This window comes from Stenotrophomonas sp. LMG 10879 (assembly GCF_002750935.1).
Taxonomy (GTDB): Bacteria; Pseudomonadota; Gammaproteobacteria; order Xanthomonadales; family Xanthomonadaceae; genus Stenotrophomonas; species Stenotrophomonas lactitubi_B.
The window spans coordinates 572,426-589,723 of sequence record NZ_PEJT01000001.1; the positions used below are offsets into that span (position 1 = coordinate 572,426).

At 66.9% G+C, this 17,298-nt stretch carries 13 protein-coding genes; 8 read left to right on the forward strand and 5 right to left on the reverse strand.

Going from position 1 to position 17,298, the window contains the following annotated elements; translation table 11 throughout:
- The first annotated feature begins 80 nt into the window (after positions 1–80).
- On the forward strand, positions 81–377 hold the full coding sequence (locus tag CR919_RS02450; RefSeq protein WP_099818684.1) for a hypothetical protein: 297 nt from the start codon (positions 81–83) through the stop codon (positions 375–377).
- A gap of 43 nt (positions 378–420) precedes the next feature.
- On the opposite strand, the gene CR919_RS02455 is transcribed toward CR919_RS02450, so the two are convergent.
- The 4 genes from CR919_RS02455 to CR919_RS02470 are packed head-to-tail and all read right to left on the reverse strand — an operon-like array spanning position 421 to position 2,630.
- The gene (locus tag CR919_RS02455; protein WP_165787232.1) at positions 421–969 is read right to left on the reverse strand and encodes a GNAT family N-acetyltransferase; all 549 of its coding nucleotides are present in this window, start codon (positions 967–969) and stop codon (positions 421–423) included.
- A gap of 4 nt (positions 970–973) precedes the next feature.
- Positions 974–1,507: a tail fiber protein gene (locus CR919_RS02460; RefSeq protein ID WP_099818686.1), complete on the reverse strand. Its 534-nt coding sequence runs from the start codon at positions 1,505–1,507 to the stop codon at positions 974–976.
- 37 nt (positions 1,508–1,544) lie between these two features.
- Positions 1,545–2,075, reverse strand: a complete 531-nt coding sequence (locus CR919_RS02465) for a tail fiber protein (RefSeq protein ID WP_099818687.1) — start codon at positions 2,073–2,075, stop codon at positions 1,545–1,547.
- A 30-nt stretch (positions 2,076–2,105) separates the two neighbouring features.
- On the reverse strand, positions 2,106–2,630 hold the full coding sequence (locus CR919_RS02470) for a tail fiber protein (RefSeq protein ID WP_099818688.1): 525 nt from the start codon (positions 2,628–2,630) through the stop codon (positions 2,106–2,108).
- Positions 2,631–2,925: 295 nt separating this feature from the next.
- Here CR919_RS02470 and CR919_RS02475 point away from each other — a divergent pair, with 295 nt between their 5' ends.
- Positions 2,926–7,995, forward strand: coding sequence for a putative Ig domain-containing protein (locus CR919_RS02475; RefSeq protein WP_099818689.1), 5,070 nt, complete (start codon positions 2,926–2,928; stop codon positions 7,993–7,995).
- Positions 7,996–8,119: 124 nt separating this feature from the next.
- Here CR919_RS02475 and CR919_RS02480 read toward each other — a convergent pair whose 3' ends face one another.
- Positions 8,120–9,037, reverse strand: coding sequence for a M14 family metallocarboxypeptidase (locus CR919_RS02480; RefSeq protein WP_099818690.1), 918 nt, complete (start codon positions 9,035–9,037; stop codon positions 8,120–8,122).
- Positions 9,038–9,181: 144 nt separating this feature from the next.
- Here CR919_RS02480 and CR919_RS02485 point away from each other — a divergent pair, with 144 nt between their 5' ends.
- The 6 genes from CR919_RS02485 (at position 9,182) to CR919_RS02510 (ending at position 17,273) form a co-directional block, all read left to right on the forward strand.
- Positions 9,182–9,835 (forward strand): DUF3348 family protein, encoded by a 654-nt coding sequence (locus tag CR919_RS02485; protein ID WP_099818691.1) that lies wholly within the window; start codon positions 9,182–9,184, stop codon positions 9,833–9,835.
- 10 nt (positions 9,836–9,845) lie between these two features.
- Positions 9,846–12,110: a DUF802 domain-containing protein gene (locus CR919_RS02490; RefSeq protein ID WP_099818692.1), complete on the forward strand. Its 2,265-nt coding sequence runs from the start codon at positions 9,846–9,848 to the stop codon at positions 12,108–12,110.
- Positions 12,107–12,745, forward strand: a complete 639-nt coding sequence (locus tag CR919_RS02495; RefSeq protein ID WP_099818693.1) for an OmpA family protein — start codon at positions 12,107–12,109, stop codon at positions 12,743–12,745. Before CR919_RS02490 ends, CR919_RS02495 begins: the two co-directional genes overlap by 4 nt.
- Entirely contained in the window at positions 12,663–13,112 is a 450-nt protein-coding gene (locus CR919_RS02500) for a DUF2894 domain-containing protein (protein WP_243379834.1), read from the forward strand. The genes CR919_RS02495 and CR919_RS02500 overlap by 83 nt, the downstream gene beginning before the upstream one ends.
- Positions 13,113–13,489: 377 nt before the next feature.
- Positions 13,490–15,790, forward strand: a complete 2,301-nt coding sequence (locus tag CR919_RS02505) for a TonB-dependent receptor (protein ID WP_099818695.1) — start codon at positions 13,490–13,492, stop codon at positions 15,788–15,790.
- A gap of 22 nt (positions 15,791–15,812) precedes the next feature.
- Positions 15,813–17,273, forward strand: a complete 1,461-nt coding sequence (locus CR919_RS02510) for an esterase-like activity of phytase family protein (RefSeq protein ID WP_099818696.1) — start codon at positions 15,813–15,815, stop codon at positions 17,271–17,273.
- The last annotated feature ends 25 nt before the right edge of the window (positions 17,274–17,298 follow it).

Genomic DNA, 17,298 nt, shown 5'->3' on the forward strand with positions numbered 1-17,298 from the left:
GCCTGCCGGAAACTTCCGCAACACACTTGCATCGGACGTACCGCGCGGCGACGATGCGGTTCGGTTTAGGGGAACTCTGCATGGAACTGCTGACGCTCGACCATTTCGCCCGCCACGTCGATCAGACCTTCTCGGCGGTCATCAACGACGGCGAGGTTCCGTTTGTGCTTGTGGAGGCGCGAGCCCTGAACCCATCGCAAGTGCCGCCCGGCGCGGCACGGACTCCGTTCTCGCTGTTGTTCCGCAACGGCTCGGCCTTCCTGTTCCCGCAGCAGATCTATCAGATGCGCCATGACGACATCGGTGAGGTGGGCATATTCCTGGTGCCGGTAGCGCGCGAGCAGGCGGGGTTCCTGTATCAGGCGATCTTCAACTGACGGTGTGCCCGCTCCGGCGGGCGTACGACAGCGTGTCGCCGGCTCAGCCCGGTGCCCAACGCAGCAGCAGATGCGAGCCTTGATCGTGGATCAGGGCAAAGCCCGCACGCCGGTACAGGCGCTGCGCAGCGACGTTGTCAGCCTGCACGTGCAGGGTCACGCCGCGACCCAGCGCGGCGGCCTCGCCCTGGCTGTGAGCAATCAGGGCCGCGGCCACACCGTGACCGCGCTCACCGGGAAACAAGCAGATATCGACGATCAGGTGATCCGGCGCACTGCGCTGCAGGTAGTAACGGCCCACCACCACGCCGTGGCGTTCGATGGCCAGGAAATCAGAGTCGCTGTAGTGCGCCTGGTAGTGCTGGTGCTGGAGTGCGAACTGGCTATCCAGAAACGCGCGCTTGCTCGCTTCGGGCCAAGGCACTGGTGCCAGTTCCTCCGCGCGGGTGCTGGCGTACAGTTCGCGCAGCCAGCTCAGGTCATCGTCGCACAGGGGCCGCAAAGCGTACCCGCGCTCGCCAAGGAGCGCGGGGACGGCCAGGTGGTCGTTGCGGCCTGCCGGAAACGAAGTGAGCTGCGACGTTGCTTGCATGTCGTCAGCCAAAGCTGGGGAATACACCCTCCAGCGCGATGCAGAAGTTCGTCGCGAGGTAGGGCTGACGGTTTTCATGCGGCTGGCCACCGCCGGACGGCGCGATCATCATGGGGCTGAACTGCGTGTTGGCAGTGTTGCCAGGCACGAAGGGTGAGCCCGACGTAGGCAGGCCAAGGTAGTTGCCCGCTGCCGGGACGCTAGTGCGCTTGCTCTCGGCAGGTTGGTTATAGATGGTCAGGGAGTGGCTGTGCGATGGCATCTCGTTCTGGGTCAGCGTCACCCCATTGCTGCCGAAAGCCTCGCCGATGCTGCGCGGGGTCAGGCCAGGGCCTTGGCCCTGCTGGGTGGCTGCGCGATTGACGAAGTTGGGCAACTGGAACGTCGTTTGTCCGTCGCCGCCATACTGAGTGCCCAGCAGCGAAAACAGGGCGGTGTTCTGCCGGATCGCCAAGGTGGCGCCATTGCAGCTGGCCCAGCCCTGTGGCGCGAAGTTGAAGCCGAACAACTGGATTTCGCCGATGAAGGGTTCGGTCATGGTCGTGTCCTGGAGGCGCGTATGCGCGGGTTGCGGCTCAGCTCTGCGACGGGAAGATGCCCGCCCACGCGATGCAGAACTGCACCGTGAGCGTAGGCATCTGGTTGTCGTGCGGCTGGTTGCCACCCATGCTGACAACTGCATTGGGCGACATGACCGCAGCATTGGCGCCGGTGATGTCGGTGACATACATGGTTTCGCCCGACAGCGCCGCCGGCAGCACGGCAGTGCCGACCGCGCCGGTGGTTGCCAGCGCCGTGGTTGCCATCAGCGATGGCGTATGCTGCGGCAACTGCGTCTGCAGCAGGGTGACACTTTCAGTGCCGGCCTTCTGCCCCATTACATAGTTGCTCAAGCCCTGGCCACGGCCCTGATGGATCGGCACGCGGCCGCTCAGGTCGGGCACGCCGAACGTAGTGACGCCGTCGCCGCCGAACGTGGTGCCGATCAGGGTATACAGCACTTCGTACTCGGCAATCGATTGAAGCGAACCATTGCATGCGAACCAGCCGTTGGGCACGCGTGCAAAGCCGAACATCCGGATTTCTCCGACGTAAGGGGTGCTCATGATTAACTCCTGTAGTGGATGCCGGGCGGTTCAGCCGCGTGACGGATAGATGCCGGACAGCGCGATCACGAAACTGATCACGGTGTAGGGCTGCAGGTTCGAGTGTGGCTGATTGCCCCCACCCGCCCCCACGCCCTGCAGTGGCACCAGGGTGCCGCTGGCGGCTCCGAAAATCGCGCTGCCATTGGTGCCATACAGGCCATTGGTGGGATTTCGCGCCGTCCCCGCGCTGGTGGTGCCATTGACCACAGGACTGTGGAGTGGCACCTGCGTGCCCTGCAGTGTCACGTTTTCCGCACCCGCAAGCTGGCCCTGGACGTAAGGTGCTGGGCTCCAGCTGGGATCCACCGAACTGCCGGCACCAACCGGGGTACACGACTGCATGTTGGGCAGGGCGAAGTTGGTGGTGCCGTTACCACCGTATTGGGTGCCCAGCAGCGAAAACAGCGCCTGATTCTGGGCAATGGATAGCAGCTGTCCGTTGCAGAGGGCGAATCCCCTGGGTGCGAACGCAAACCCCGTGAGCATTATCTGCCCGAGGAAGACTTCGGTCATACCTTTTCCCCCGAAAGGTTGGTGGCACGGACATCATGTCCGGTGCGGGAGTAACTCTGGCTCACACGCCGAGCCCGGTACAAGTAAAACTTTTGTGCAATTGCAACATTAATGCTTCATGAACCATGCGGCACTTTCTTTTTTACCATGAATGCTGCTTGAATGGTCGCCAGCAGTTCGCAAGGGGTGCGGTCCGGGGAAAATCCCGGTTACCGCGGACAGGGGTTAAGTCTCGCCGCACTGACTCGAAAGCCCTGGTGCATTCGAGCCGGTGCGGTGCCAACAGGGGCAGGACATGCATCAGTCATCGGCGCTACGCGTGGAGACGCCGCGTGCGCGTTCGCACGCTTTCTATTCCTGGTTCTGCTCCTGGATCGCCATCGCGCTGTTGTGCGCGGGCAGTCTGTGGCCGCAGCCAGCGGCCGCCGCGCCATCGACCTTCTGCCCGACGCTGAGCATGTCAGTCGCCAACAGTGGCTCGCAGACGCTCAACATCAACAACTGCCATGGCGGCTTCGGCATCTCCGCAGGGACGGCAAGCACCCCGCACGGCAGCCGAACCGTGGGCGTGCAATCCGGTGCCAACCTGCCGCTGACCTACACCCACAACGGCGACAGCGCCTCCACCGATACCTTCGTCATCCAGGACGACTTCGGCGGTGACATCACCGTCACCGTAACCATCGCTCCGGCATCAGCCATCACCCTCGCCGCCTCGCCTGCGGTCAACCTGACGGTGGGCGTGCCTTTCAGCACCAGCCTCAGTGCCAGCGGCGGCACCGGACCTTACACCTACAGCCTGGACACCGGTTCCATTCCGCCGGGCCTGAGCCTGAGCGGAAACACCATCAGCGGTACACCCACCCAGCGCGGCGCCTATGCCTTCACCATCCGCGCCACCGACAGCGCCTCTGCCAGCGGCGTGCGCAGCTTCAGCGGTTCGGCAGCCAACCCGACCCTTGCCATCGCGCCGTCGACGCCCTCTGCGGCGCAGGGCCTTGCCTACTCGGTGACCTTCACTGCCAGCGGTGGCGTGCCCGGCTACACGTTCGCGTATGAAAACGGCACCCTGCCGCCCGGCCTGAGCCTGAGCGGGGCGACCCTGAGCGGCACGCCCACCACCCAGGGCAGCTACACCTTCGGCATCCGCGTCACTGACAGCAGCACCGGCACCGGCAGCTATGCCGAGGTCAAATCGGTGACCCTGCAGGTGATTCCGCCGCCGACCATCGTGGTCAGCCCGACCACCGTTCCGGGCGCAACCGTCGCTGTGGCCTACAGCCAGACCCTCAGCGCCAGCGGCGGCACTGCGCCGTACAGCTTCGCCATCACCGCAGGCACGCTGCCCGCAGGGCTGAGCCTCAACACCAGCACCGGCGCACTGACCGGTACGCCGACCGCAGCCGGCACCTTCAACTTCACCGTGACCGCGACCGACACCAACAGTTTCACCGGCTCCCGCGCGTACACTCTGGTGGTGGCGCCGCCGGTGATCCTGATCGCTCCGTCCGCGCTGACAGGCGGCACAGTCGGCGCGGCCTACAGTGAGAGCTTCATCGCCAGCGGCGGCATCGCGACGTACAGCTATGCGATCACTGCGGGCGCCCTACCGGCGGGGGTGACGCTCAATGGCAGCAGCGGCGTCATCAGCGGTACACCCAGCGCAGGCGGCACCTTCAACTTCACCGTTACCGCCACCAGCAGCAGCACCGGCGCCGGCGCGCCGCACACCGGTTCGCGCGCCTATTCCACGACGTTCCTTCCGGCCACGGTGGTGCTGCCGGCCACCACGCTGGCCAACGGTACCCAGAACGCGGCGTACAGCGCCACGCTCAATCCTGCCAGCGGCGGCACCCCGTCATATACCTATGCGCTCACCGCCGGCAGCTTGCCGGCCGGTATCACGCTCTCCAGCGCGGGCACCCTGTCGGGCACACCCACATCAGCGGGCACCTCCAATTTCTCCGTAACAGCCACCGACAGCAGCACCGGCAGCGGCCCCTACAGTTCCGCGCCGCGTGGCTATTCACTACAGATCATCAACATCCCACCCGTGGCCAATCCGCTGTCAGCGAGCGTGGCCTACAACAGCAGCGCCAATCCGATCACGCTGAACATCTCCGGCGGTGTGCCGTCCTCGGTGGCCGTCGGCACCGCGCCGCTCCATGGCAGCGCGAACGCCAGCGGCACTTCCATCACCTACCAGCCAACCGCAGGTTACGCGGGCCCGGACAGCTTTACCTACACCGCCACCAACGGCGCCGGCACCTCTGCACCGGCCACGGTCAGTGTCAGCGTTGGCCTGCCGAGCATCACCGTGACTGCGGGCGGCCCGATGAACGCCCAGGTCGGCGCAGGCTACAGCCAGACGTTCACCTGGAATGGTGGCACCGCGCCCTATAGCGGCTTCACTGTCACTGGCCTGCCAGCGGGCCTGGGCATCAGCGGCACCACCGCCAACAGCGTGACCATAAGCGGCACGGTGGGCGCGGCGGGCAGCTTCAACCTCGTCGCCACTGCCGTCGACAGCAGCACCGGCAACGGTCCGTTCACCACCCACCAGAGCTTCACGCTGACCGTTGGCGCGCCGACCCTGAGCATGACCCCGGCGCCGGGCAACCTGCCGATGAACTACGGCGTGGCCACCACCATCAACTTCGCCAGCAATGGCGGCACCGCGCCGTACAGCTACGCACTGGTCGCCGGCTCGCTGCCGGTGGGGGTCACCCTGACGTCGGCCGGTGTGCTCAGCGGTACGCCGACTGTGCCGGGCAACTACAACATCGCCGTGCGCACCACCGACTCCAGCACCGGCGCGGGAGCGCCGTTCTCGCTGCAGCAGAACTACACCATCGTCGTTGCCACGCCGGCAATCGCCATCGATCCGCCCAGCCTGCCCAACGGCAGCGCAGGCGTGGCCTACAACGCGCAGGTTAGCTCCAGCGGCGGCGTTGCGCCATACAGCTACTCGCTGATCAGCGGTGCGCTGCCGATCGGCATGTCCTTCTCCTCCGCTGGCGCGCTGACCGGCGTCCCTCGTTCGGATGGCAGCTTCAGCGTCACGGTGGGATCCACCGATTCCAACGGCCAGACCGCCAACCGCGTGTACACCGTCACGATCGCTCCGGCGACCGTGGTGCTGGCCCCGGCCACCCTGCCCGGCGGCGCAGTGGGCACGGCCTATTCGCAGGGCCTGAGCAGCAGCGGTGGCATCGCGCCGTATACCTACGCGATCGCCTCCGGTGCCCTGCCCCCCGGCATTGCCTTCAGTTCGGCGGGTGTGTTCAGCGGTACGCCAACCACGGCCGGCAGCTATACCGCGGTGGTGCGTTCCACCGATGACGCCGGCTACAACGCCACCCAGAGCTACAGCATCGTCATCGCTGACGCCGTGCCGGTGGTAGTGGACGACAGCGCCGCGACGCCGTCGCAGCAACCGGTGACGATTCCGGTAACAGCGAACGACGGCGGCGTGATCACCTCGATCGCCGTGGCAGGCGCGCCGGCACATGGCACCGCCACCGTCAGCGGCGTGACGGTTGTCTACACGCCAACGGGCACCTACTTCGGCGCGGACAGCTTCACCTACACCGCCACCGGCCCAGGTGGCACCTCGGCCCCGGCTACGGTGTCGATCACCGTCAACGCGCTGCCGGTGCCTGCGGGGCAGCCGCGCGCGGCTGTCGCCACCGTGGCAGGGCAGCCGGTGACCATCGACACCACGGTGGGTGCCACCGGCGGTCCGTTCATCGGTGTGACCCTGGTGACGCAGCCGGCCACCGGCACCACGACGGTGACCGGTACCAACATCACCTACACCCCACTGGTCACCGCCTCGGGCACCGCAAGCATCGTCTACACCTTGAACAACGCCTACGGCGCATCGGCTCCGATCACCGCCACGATCACCATCAACCAGGTGCCGGTGGCGGTCTCGCGCCGGGTCAGTGCCAATGCGGGTGTTGCGGCGGTGGTCGAGCTGACGACCGACGCCACCGGCGGCCCGTTCACTGCGGCCACGCTGGTATCGCTGTCGCCGGCGACTGCCGGCACGGCCACCATCGCACCTTCCGGCAGCGGTGCCAGCGCGGGCTATCGCCTGACCTTCACCCCGGCGGCCACCTTCGCCGGTATCGCCACGGCCACCTTCACGTTGGCCAACGCATTCGCGACCTCGGCGCCGGCGACCATCGACTTTGATGTAATCGGCCGACCGGACCCGACCCTGGACGCGGAAGTGATGGGCCTGCTGGGCGCGCAGACCGCTTCCACCCGTCGCTTCGCCACTGCGCAGATCGGCAACTTCCAGCGCCGCATGGAAGGCCTGCATGGTGCTGGCAGAGGGGAGCGCTTCGAGAACGGGCTGAGCTTCGGCGTCGACCGCGACCGTCGCTGCCAGGATGAGGTGCGACGCATGCCCGGCGGCGATTGCCGCCAGGTCACCGCGCTGGACGAATCTATGCTGAGGGACGACGTTGCTGTCGCGCCCGTCGGCGGGGATCGCGGCAAACGTAGCGGCAATGGCGATAAAGGCGCCCTGACCCTGTGGACCGGCGGTTCGATCAACAGCGGTGATCGCGATGGTCGCTCGGGCAGCGCCGGCTTCGACTTCCAGACCAGCGGCATCAGTGCTGGTGCCGATACCCGCGTGAACCAGTCGTTCGCCTTCGGCGCCGGTATCGGCTACGGCCACGACACTACCGACGTCGGTCACAACGACACCCGCAGCCACGGCGAAAGCTACACCCTGGCTGCGTACGCCAGCTATCACCCGGGCCAGTACTTCTTCGTTGATGGCCTGCTGGGTTACCAGTTGCTGTCGTTCGATTCCCGCCGCTACGTGACTGCCAATGGTGCGATGGTGCAAGGTGACCGCGACGGCAAGCAGTGGTTCGCCTCGCTGTCGGTCGGTGGCGACTACCAGCACGACCGGTTGTCGGTGAGCCCGTACGCGCGCCTGGATCTGGCCCGCGCCACATTGAACGGCTATACCGAACGCGGCGACGCCATCTACGCCCTGCGCTACGACGACCAGGATGTGGACACCACCACCGCCAGCCTGGGCGTGCACATGGACTATCGCTTCCCGGTGCGCTTCGGCACGCTGTCGCCACAGGTGCGGTTCGAGTACCAGCACGACTTCCAGGACGCCAGCTCGGTGACGATGGGCTACGCCGATCTGCCGGGCGGTCCGTTCTACCGCGGCGAAATCGACGGGCTCAAGCGCAACCGGTTCGTGTTCGGTCTGGGGGCGGTGCTGCAGACCGAGCGCGACCTCAGCTTGCGGATCGAGTACCGCGGCCTGTTCGGCAGCAGCGAAGACACAGACCACGGCGTGCAGCTGAACCTGGAAAAGAAGTACTGATCAAGTGGGGCGCGGCGACGCGCCCCACCCTCCCGGCAACACCGGCCGTGCATGTCGAAAGCATCGGCTGAACCTGCCGCCGACCGCAGCAGCCGGGCATGGGCCCGGCGCTACGACACAGCCGTCAATTGGCCAGGGCGAAATCCAACCCCGCACACACCGCAGCCACCTGGGCGTCGTTGCATTCCTGCGGGTTGGTGCGCGGGCTGTCCGGGTACACCTCGGTGGTGGTGGCATACAGCGCATCGGTGAAGCCGGCACATGCACCAATGGAACGCGACTCGCCCCACACCACGCCCAGCGACTGCAGCGGCATGCCCACCAGATTGCCCTCGGCGTCGGCCGGGGCAATGTGGGTGATCGGGGCCACGGCGGCGATCAGCGCCTTCTGGAATTCGTGCTGCGGGTCTTCGCTGTTGCCGATCACATAGAAGCCATCGGGAATGGTGTCGCGCTCGAACGGCTTGCCATCGCGGGCGCAACGGGCCGGGTCGAATTCGTGCAGGTCGCTGTCGGTGGTTTCGTGCAGGTCCAGGTGGACCCGGATGTTGGGCTTGCGTTCGGCCACCCAGCGCATCAGCGAGGCGGCTTCCTCGATCAGGTCGCCGTCACGGAAGCTGCGGTTGGGGTCGATGGCATTGGGATTCCAGCGCTGGATGCGCTCGTAGCCCCACGGGCTCACGCACGGGGCCACGATCAGGTTGAAGCGGCCCAGGTAACGCTCGGCGTGCTGTTCCAGGAACTGCAGGGCGCCATGCACGCCGCTGGTTTCGTAGCCATGCACGCCGCCGGTGACCAGCGCGGTCGGCAGGGCCGGGTTCCAGTCGTGGTTCACCACCGCAAACAGCGGGTAGTGGTCCGGGGCGTAGTCAAGCTGGCCGTACTGGACCACGTCGAAGCGCTCGTCCAGCCGCTCCAGCGCGGTCACCACGTCTTCATGGTAGCTGCGCTGCCGCTGCTGGCGGGCCCGCCACTGCGCGCGTTCGGCGTCGCCCCAGGGCTGTCCGGGGGTGCCGATCGGGTAGAACTGCGCAACGGTCATCTCAAGCTCCAGAAGTCGGGGTGCGGTGGTACAGCCGACCATTTTAAGCCCTGTGGCCCGATCGTTGCTGCCCCCGCGCCCCGCCTTCATACGGCCGGCTTCATCTGGTTGTAAAATCAACGGTTTTTGGCCCCCACCCCCTTGATGGCGAACGCAGCGCAGCCGGTCCTGGGTGGACCGGACTTCCTCCGTCTGCTCGCCCGTCTCAGCGACGGCGCGATGCCGGCCTCCAGTCCCGCCCTGACCGATCGCCTCGGTCAGTGGGTGGACTGGAGCCGTGCCGTGGCCCTTGCGGGGGCGCTGGATGGCCGCCTGGCTGAACCGGCCGAGGCTGCCGAGGCCCTTGATGATCTGCTGGCCGACTGCGCCCAGGCCGAAGCGAGCCTGTTGGCCTCGCTGAGCGAGGACGTCGAGGCCGAGCGCCTGCTGGACCTGGCCGAGGCCGCTGCGGCACCCAACTTCGCTTCGCTGCGGCAGCGTTACCGGGTGCTGCAACAGGCCATCCAGACCGCCACCGGTCGCCTGCGCGGCCGCCTGCGCGACCAGCTGATGCTGGCCTCACCCGAGCTGGCGCGGCTGGCCGAGGTCGATGCGGTGATGGAACAGACCTTGAGCCCGCGCGAGCACAGCCTGCTTGCCACCGCCCCAGCGGTGCTGGGTGCCCGATTCGAACGCGTGCACGGCCAGCCCGGCTGGCGCGCGTCCTTCCGCCACGACATGCGCACGCTGCTGCTCGCCGAGCTGCAACTGCGCTTCCACCCGATCCAGGGGCTGCTTGCCGCCCTGCGCTCACACTGACCGGAACACCATGTCCAGAACTGTTTTCCACGTCCTTGTCTTCCTTGCTGGCCTGCTGGCCGTGTGCTGGATCGGTGTCGGCTACGTCTCGGTGCACCCGCTGGGTGCGGCCGTGGCCGCGATCATCGCGGCCTGCTACATCGCCGGTGGCGTCGAGCTGTACCGTTACCGGCAGGCCAGCAATGGCCTGCGCGCCGCGCTGAATGACGTTTCGCTGGCCAAGGACAGTCTGGCGCCGTGGCTGGAGCGTGTGCCGCTGGGCCTGCGCAATGCGGTGCGCCTGCGCGTGGAGGGCGAACGCACCGCCCTGCCCTCGCCGGTGCTGACCCCTTATCTGGTGGGCCTGCTGGTGCTGCTGGGCATGCTCGGCACGCTGCTGGGCATGATGGACACCCTGCGCGGCACGGGCCTGGCCCTGCAGAGCGCTACCGACATGGCGGCCATCCGCGGCTCGCTGGCCTCGCCGGTGCAGGGCCTGGCGGTGGCGTTCGGCACGTCCATCGCCGGTGTGGCCAGCTCGGCCATGCTGGGCCTGTTGTCGGCGCTGCTGCGCCGCGACCGCCTGCAGGTGGTGCAGCAGCTGGACCGCGCCATCGCCACTGACCTGCATCCGTATTCGCAAGCCTGGCAGCGTGCCGAGTCGCTGCGCCTGCTGCAGTCGCAGTCTGCGGCGCTGCCTGCGCTGGTCGATCGCCTGCAGGCGATGACCAGCACCTTCGAACAACACAGCGCGGCCGCCAATGAGCGCCTGCTGGCCGGCCAGGCCGAATTCCTGGCGCAGAGCCAGGCGTTGCAGGAACGCCTGGCCACCTCGCTGCAGCAGTCGCTGCGCGAAGGCGCCGAAGCCAGTGCCGCCGCCATCGGGGGCGCCCTGCAGCCGATGGCCGAAGCCACGCTGGCCGGTCTGGCCAGCCACGGCCAGGCGCTGCATTCGCGCGTCGAACACGCGGTGCAGCAGCAGTTGAACGGCCTCACTGAAGGCTTCGAGCGCAGCCGTGTGGCCACCGAGGCCAGCTGGGCCAACGTCGTGGCCGAGCAGACTGGCGCGCAGCAGGCACTGGTTTCTGAACTGCGCCAGCATCTGCAGGCCTTCAGCGAAGGCCAGAGCGCGCAGAGTGAAGCGCTGGTGGTGCGCATCGGCGAGCGCCTGCAGGCCGACGCCAGCGGCAACGCCGACGCCTGGCGTGCCGCTGCCGAACAGCAGCATGCATTGAACAGTGAACTGGTCGAGCGTCAGCAGCAGGCACTGCAGCGTGCCAGCAGCCACCTGGACGAACGTGCGCAGGCGCTGCTGCAGGCGCTGGATGAGCGCCACGCCGCCGGCCAGTCGCTGCTGCAGGACCACGAACAACAGCGCCTGCAGGACTGGCAGGCTGCACAGGCCGCCATCGCCACCGCGCATGCCGAGCTGCAGGCCGGCCTGGATGCGCGCGAGCAGCAGCGTCAGGAACGCTGGGACGCGGTGAGTACCGAGCTGCAGCAGGCGCATGCCGCGTTGCAGGCCCAGCTGGTGGCCGCGGACGAACAGCGCCTGCAGCGCTGGAGCGACGCACTGCAGAACGTTTCGACCGACCTTGCCGCGCGCCTGCAGGCCGATGGCGAACGCTTGTCCACGCAGCAGCAGCAGGTGTGCGACACGCTGGCGCAGACCGCGCAGCAGATCGGCGAGAACGGCCGCGCCCAGGCCAGCGCCACGTTGGCCGAAGTCTCCACCCTGCTGCAGACCGCGGCCGAGGCGCCGAAGGCCGCGGCCGAGGTCATCAACGAACTGCGCAGCACCCTGTCCGAAAGCCTGGTGCGCGACAACGCGATGCTGGAGGAGCGTGGCCACCTGCTCGCCACCGTGCAGACCCTGCTGGAGGCGATCAACCACGCCTCGCACGAACAGCGCACGGCCGTGGACGCGCTGGTCGGTGGTTCGGCCGAACTGCTGGAACGCGTCGGCAACCGCTTCACCGACCACATCACGGCCGAGACCGGCAAGCTCGATGGCATCGCCACCCTGCTCAGCGGCAGTGCCGGCGAGGTGGGCCAGCTGGCCGGCACCTTCGGGTCTGCGGTCGAACAGTTCGGTACCGCCTCGGCGGAGCTGTCGGGACGCCTGGAACAGATCGGTGGCGCACTGGATGCCTCGCTCGCGCGCAGCGATGAGCAGCTGGCGTACTACGTGGCGCAGGCGCGCGAGGTGGTCGACCTCAGCCTGCTGTCGCAGAAGCAGGTGATGGAAGAACTGCAGCAGCTGGCCGCGCGCCGCGGCAAGGCCGGCAGCGCATGAGCGACGAGCTGGAGGTCGATGGCGGCTCGCACGCCCCGATCTGGGCGGCATTCGGCGATCTGATGTCGGTGCTGCTGGGTGCGTTCGTGCTGATCCTGGTCGGCGTGGTCGCCGTGCAGCTGGAGCTGTCGCAGCGGCTGGACCAGGAGGTCAAGCAGCGCCAGGCCGAGGCCAAGCGCCTGCAGACCCTGGAACAGGCGCTGGCCGGTCCGCTTGCCGCCGGCCGGGTGACGCTGGTGGACGGTCGCATCGGCATCAGCGGCAACGTGCTGTTCGCGCTGAACTCCGACCAGCTGCAGCCGGAAGGCCAGGAGCTGCTGCGCAGCCTTGCCGCGCCGCTGGCGGCGTACCTGGGTTCGCGCGAAGAAATCCTGATGGTCAGCGGCTTTACCGATGACGCACCGGTGCGCGAAGGCAACCGCCGCTTCGCCGACAACTGGGAGCTGTCGGCGCAGCGCTCGCTGACGGTGACCCGGACCCTGATCGCCGACGGTGTACCGGCCGATGCGGTGTTCGCCGCCGCCTTCGGCAGCGAGCAGCCGGTCAGCTCCAATGCCAGCGAAGAGGGCCGCGCGCGCAACCGCCGCGTGGAGATCGCGCCGATTCCCAAGCCCAAGGCCCCGGATGCCAAGTAAGCCGCCCGCGCTGGAGGGCCTGCGCGCACTGGTGCGCGATCTCGATGCGGGGTCGCGCTCGCTGCCGCATTACCCGCAGGTGCCGATGCTGCAGCAGGTGCAGCGCGAGTGGTCGGAGCTGCGCAGCGAACTGCAGGTGCGCCGCTCGCTGCGTACCGAGGCCCCCGCCGACGGCGGCCCACTGAACTCGGCAGTGCTGGTGCAGCGCATGCTGGACACGATGCAGGCTACCAGCCCCGGGTATCTGCGCCACTTCATCGACTATGTCGACACGCTGTCGTGGCTGCAGGCGTTGCAGGATGGCGCCGCCAGCAGCGGTGACGCAGCAAAGCCCAAGCGCACGCGCAAGCCACGCAAAGCGGATTGAGCGCGCGTTGACGCCGACCTGGATCGGCGCTTCTGGTAGAGGCCAACCTTGGTTGGCGCTTCTCCATCAATGCTACGCATCGACAATTCGGCGCCGCGCATGCCGACCAAGGTCGGCATCTACCTTGCCCCTGAAGCTCCTTGTAGAGCCGAGCCCATGCTCGGCTGCACCCGAAAGCAGCCGAGCATGGGCTCGGCGCTACAGGTCTGCGCCTCACAACAACTGAACATGTCACCAGACAGTCATCTGTCTAGCGCACCATTTTCACGTTGATCGAACGGCGCCTGCGGCGCCGCTGATCACATCGCATCTTCCCCCTTCATCTGCCTGAGCTCCGCTTCCACGCGGCGGCTCGCGCCTGCCTGAGTGCGTGTTCCATGACCAAGACCCTGTTGGCTGCTGCGTTGTCCCTTGCCCTTGCGCCGATCGCATGGGCGCAGCAGGCGCCGTCGGCCACCGACCTCGATGCCGTTTCAGTCATCGGCAGTGGCGAGGCGCGCCAGGTGCAGCGCATCACCCGCGAGAACCTGGACATCCTGCCGCCCGGCACCAGCCTGCAGAAAACGCTGAACCTGCTGCCGGGCGTCAACGCGCAGTCGGCCGACGCGCTGGGTACCAACGAACAGTCGATGACCCTCAGCCTGCGCGGCTTCAACGCCACCCGGCTGGGTTACACGCTGGACGGCGTACCGCTGGGCGACGGTGCGTACAACAACTACAACGGCCTGACCATCAACCGTGCGCTGATCAGCGAGAACATGGCCGGCGCCGAGCTGGCGGTGGGCATCGGCAGCCTCGGCACGCCGTCCACCAGCAACCTCGGCGGCACCATTTCCTATACCTCCGACCGCCCGGCGCAGGAACTGGGCGGCCGCGTGGTGCAGACCTTCGGCAGCGATGCCAACCGCCGCACCTTCGTGCGCGTGGACAGCGGCGAGTACAACGGATTCTCCGGCTACGTGTCGGGCATGAACGCGGTCTCGGACCTCTGGAACGACCAGACCGCGTACAACAAATCCACCACCAGGCAGTTCAACGCCAAGGGCGTGTGGAACTTCGGCGGCGGCCAGATCACCGGCTTCGTCGACACCTCGCGCACCAGCCAGGCCGACTACTTCTACCTGTCCAAGGACGAGATGTCCCGCGGCCTGGGCTGGGACTGGGGCGGCTACGCGCCGGACTGGAACAAGGCCGTGGCCAAGGCCTACTGCAACACCGCCAGCCTCAACGCGAAGAAGTGCGACAACAGCGGTCCGGACAAGGACGCCGACGGCGCCTTCACTGCCGGGCAGATCCTGCGCGATGACAACCTGTACTACCTGGCCGGCGACTTCTTCCTCGCCGACGGCTTCACCCTGCGCGCGCTGGCCTACCACCACGACGACCGTGGCGAAGGCCACAACTGGAACAGCGGCGCCTGGTCGAACAAGGGCACGGCGCAGGAAATCCCGATCATTTTCCGCAACACCATCTACACCATCGACCGCGATGGCGGCACGCTGTCGTTCGATTGGGAGCTGGGTGCACACCGCATCGAAGGTGGCGTCTGGTACGAACGCAACACCAGCAGCGCCGAACGCTACCAGACCGCAGTGGACGGCCCACGCGACCTCAGCGGCATGAACACCCTGCCCTCGGACGTGGGTGTGTTCGCCCAGCGCACGCGCTGGAAGACCCACCAGTTCTTCCTGAAGGACACCTGGCGCCTGCTTGACGACCGTCTGACACTGGAATTCGGCGCCAAGAGTCCGCATGCCACCTCCGACGCGCAGGCACTGCCCGGCGATGCGAAGACACCGATCTCGCCGAGCTCGAACAACCAGTTCGCGACCGGTTCGCTGAAGGCCAGCAAGAACTTCCTGCCCAGCGTGGGTGCGAACTTCCGCCTCAGCTTGCATCACGAAGTGTTCGCCAGCTATGCGGAGAACATCGCCATGTTCCAGGGCGGCTTCAAGCTGGGCCCACAGGCGGTCAGCCAGGCCACCTGGAACGCGCAGGGCAACCTGAAGCCGGAAGAATCACGTTCGCTGGAAGCGGGCTACCGCTTCGTCACCGACACCCTGCAGGCGTCGGTTGCTGCCTACAGCGTGCGCTTCGACAACCGCCTGCTGCAGTACAACCCCTGCGACTCGCGGCAGCCGGTCGGACCGACCTGCGGCAACCGCTTCTACAACGTCGGCGGCGTCGACAGCCGCGGTGCCGAACTGACCGTGCTGTGGACACCGAACGAGCACTTCAGCTGGTACACCTCGGCGTCGCTGAACCGCTCGACGTATGCCTCCAACTACATCCAGGCGGGCGTCGAGCAGCAGATCAAGGGCAAGATCCAGACCGACACGCCCAAGCAGCTGCTGGCCACCGAGATCACCTGGCGCGACAACGGCTGGTTCGCCAGCCTGCGCGGCAAGTACACCGGCGAGCGCTTCTACACCTATACCAACGACCAGGGCTTCGGCGGTTTCACCGTGTTCGACGTGGCCGGTGGCTACGATTTCGGCCAGGTTGGCTTCGCCAAGGGCATGCGCCTGTCGCTGAACGTCACCAACCTGGGCGACAAGCGCTACGCCAGCAACCTGGATTCGAGCGTGTTCGCACCCAGCGACCCGTCGGGCAAGCTGTATGTGTTCCATGCGTCGGCACCGCGCCAGGTGTTCGGTACCATCGACGTCCGCTTCTGATCGCCGGCCGAGGAGTCCATCGATGTCCGCTACTGCCCTGCTGCTGGCCGCGCTCTCGGTCAGCGGCTACAACGCACCGCATGAAGCCCGCGGCATGCCACCACGCGCGGTGGACGTAGGCAGCTTCACCTACGTGGACAAGGGATTGGTCGCCGCCGGGCGATTGCCGGCAGGCACCGTGGACTTCCTCGGCGATACGCTGGGCTCGTTCTCGTCGTTGGCGATACAGCCGGGCACGTGGCGGCGCACCGCGCGTGGCTACCAGGGGGTGCTGTGGACGCTGCCCGACCGCGGCCGCAACGATCCGGAGGCCGGCCTGTTCTACGACTACGCCGGCCGCCTGGAACGCATGAAGCTGCGCATCGACTGGCCGCAGGGAACGTCCAAGGGCTTCGGCGTGGTGGCGATGACGCCCGACAAGGGCCTGGTGCTGAAGGACTACAACGGCCAGTCCTTCACTGGTGCCGACCCCGGTGATCACACGATCAACCAGCGTGGCGTGGTGCTGCCCTCGCCCGCAGTTGGCGCGGGGGCCGGCAAGGTCGCGCTCGACGCGGAATCCCTGCAGTTCACTGCCGACGGCCACTTCTACATCGGCGACGAGTACACCGCCAACGTCTACTACTTCGATGCACAGGGCCGGCTGCAGGGCGTGATCGTGCCGCCGCTGGCGATCCGGCCACAACGTGATGGCAAGCCTGCCTTTGGATCGTTGGCCGCGCCGCAGACCGGGCGCCGCAACAACCAGGGCGTGGAAGGCATGAGCCTGTCGCCCGACGGCACACGGCTGTTTGTTGCCCTGCAGAGCGCCTTGATCCAGGACAGCGCGCCGGGCAATGCCGCCGGCCGCATCAATACCCGCGTGCTGGTCTACGACGTATCTGCCAACCCGACGCCGACGCAACCGGTCGGCCATCATGTGATGATCCTGCCCGCCTATGCCCATGACGGCAAGGGCAAGCTCGACCGTACTGCTGCACAGAGCGAGCTGCGTGCGCTGGACAACGCGCGATTCCTGATGCTGGCGCGCGATGGCAATGGCCTGGGCAAGGATGGCGATGATCCGATCGTCTATAAATCGGTGCTGCTGGTGAACGTGACGCAGGCCTCCAATCTGGTGGATACGGAATATGAGACCGGCACGGCATCGGTGCTGGCCGATCCGGCTGATGCGATCTTGAAGACCGGCATCGTGCCCGCCAACGTCAAAGAGGTGCTGAACCTGCTCGACCGGACTCAGCTGGCCCGGGCCGGGCTGGATCTGGATACAGGGCGCGGCCCGCACCCGGGGCTGCTGTCGGAGAAATGGGAGGCGATGGACGTGCTGCCGGCGCTCGATCCAGAGCACCCGAACGACGTACTGCTGTTGATCGGCAACGACAACGACTTCATCGCCCGTACCTGCCGCATGCAGGGCGAGCACTGCGACAGTGCGTACGACAACGACAACCGCCTTCTGGTGTACCGTCTGACGCTGCCCTGACAGCGAACCGATGTCGCGCTCGCTG

Bases quoted from the DNA above. Each gene is read 5' to 3' on its own strand.
- CR919_RS02450 (WP_099818684.1), top strand. From the start codon at position 81: ATGGAACTGCTGACGCTCGACCATTTCGCCCGCCACGTCGATCAGACC.
- CR919_RS02455 (WP_165787232.1), bottom strand. From the start codon at position 969: ATGCAAGCAACGTCGCAGCTCACTTCGTTTCCGGCAGGCCGCAACGAC.
- CR919_RS02500 (WP_243379834.1), top strand. From the start codon at position 12,663: ATGCCAGCGAAGAGGGCCGCGCGCGCAACCGCCGCGTGGAGATCGCGC.
- CR919_RS02510 (WP_099818696.1), top strand. From the start codon at position 15,813: ATGTCCGCTACTGCCCTGCTGCTGGCCGCGCTCTCGGTCAGCGGCTAC.
- CR919_RS02480 (WP_099818690.1), bottom strand. From the start codon at position 9,037: ATGACCGTTGCGCAGTTCTACCCGATCGGCACCCCCGGACAGCCCTGG.
- CR919_RS02460 (WP_099818686.1), bottom strand. From the start codon at position 1,507: ATGACCGAACCCTTCATCGGCGAAATCCAGTTGTTCGGCTTCAACTTC.
- CR919_RS02485 (WP_099818691.1), top strand. From the start codon at position 9,182: ATGGCGAACGCAGCGCAGCCGGTCCTGGGTGGACCGGACTTCCTCCGT.
- CR919_RS02475 (WP_099818689.1), top strand. From the start codon at position 2,926: ATGCATCAGTCATCGGCGCTACGCGTGGAGACGCCGCGTGCGCGTTCG.
- CR919_RS02505 (WP_099818695.1), top strand. From the start codon at position 13,490: ATGACCAAGACCCTGTTGGCTGCTGCGTTGTCCCTTGCCCTTGCGCCG.
- CR919_RS02495 (WP_099818693.1), top strand. From the start codon at position 12,107: ATGAGCGACGAGCTGGAGGTCGATGGCGGCTCGCACGCCCCGATCTGG.
- CR919_RS02490 (WP_099818692.1), top strand. From the start codon at position 9,846: ATGTCCAGAACTGTTTTCCACGTCCTTGTCTTCCTTGCTGGCCTGCTG.
- CR919_RS02465 (WP_099818687.1), bottom strand. From the start codon at position 2,075: ATGAGCACCCCTTACGTCGGAGAAATCCGGATGTTCGGCTTTGCACGC.
- CR919_RS02470 (WP_099818688.1), bottom strand. From the start codon at position 2,630: ATGACCGAAGTCTTCCTCGGGCAGATAATGCTCACGGGGTTTGCGTTC.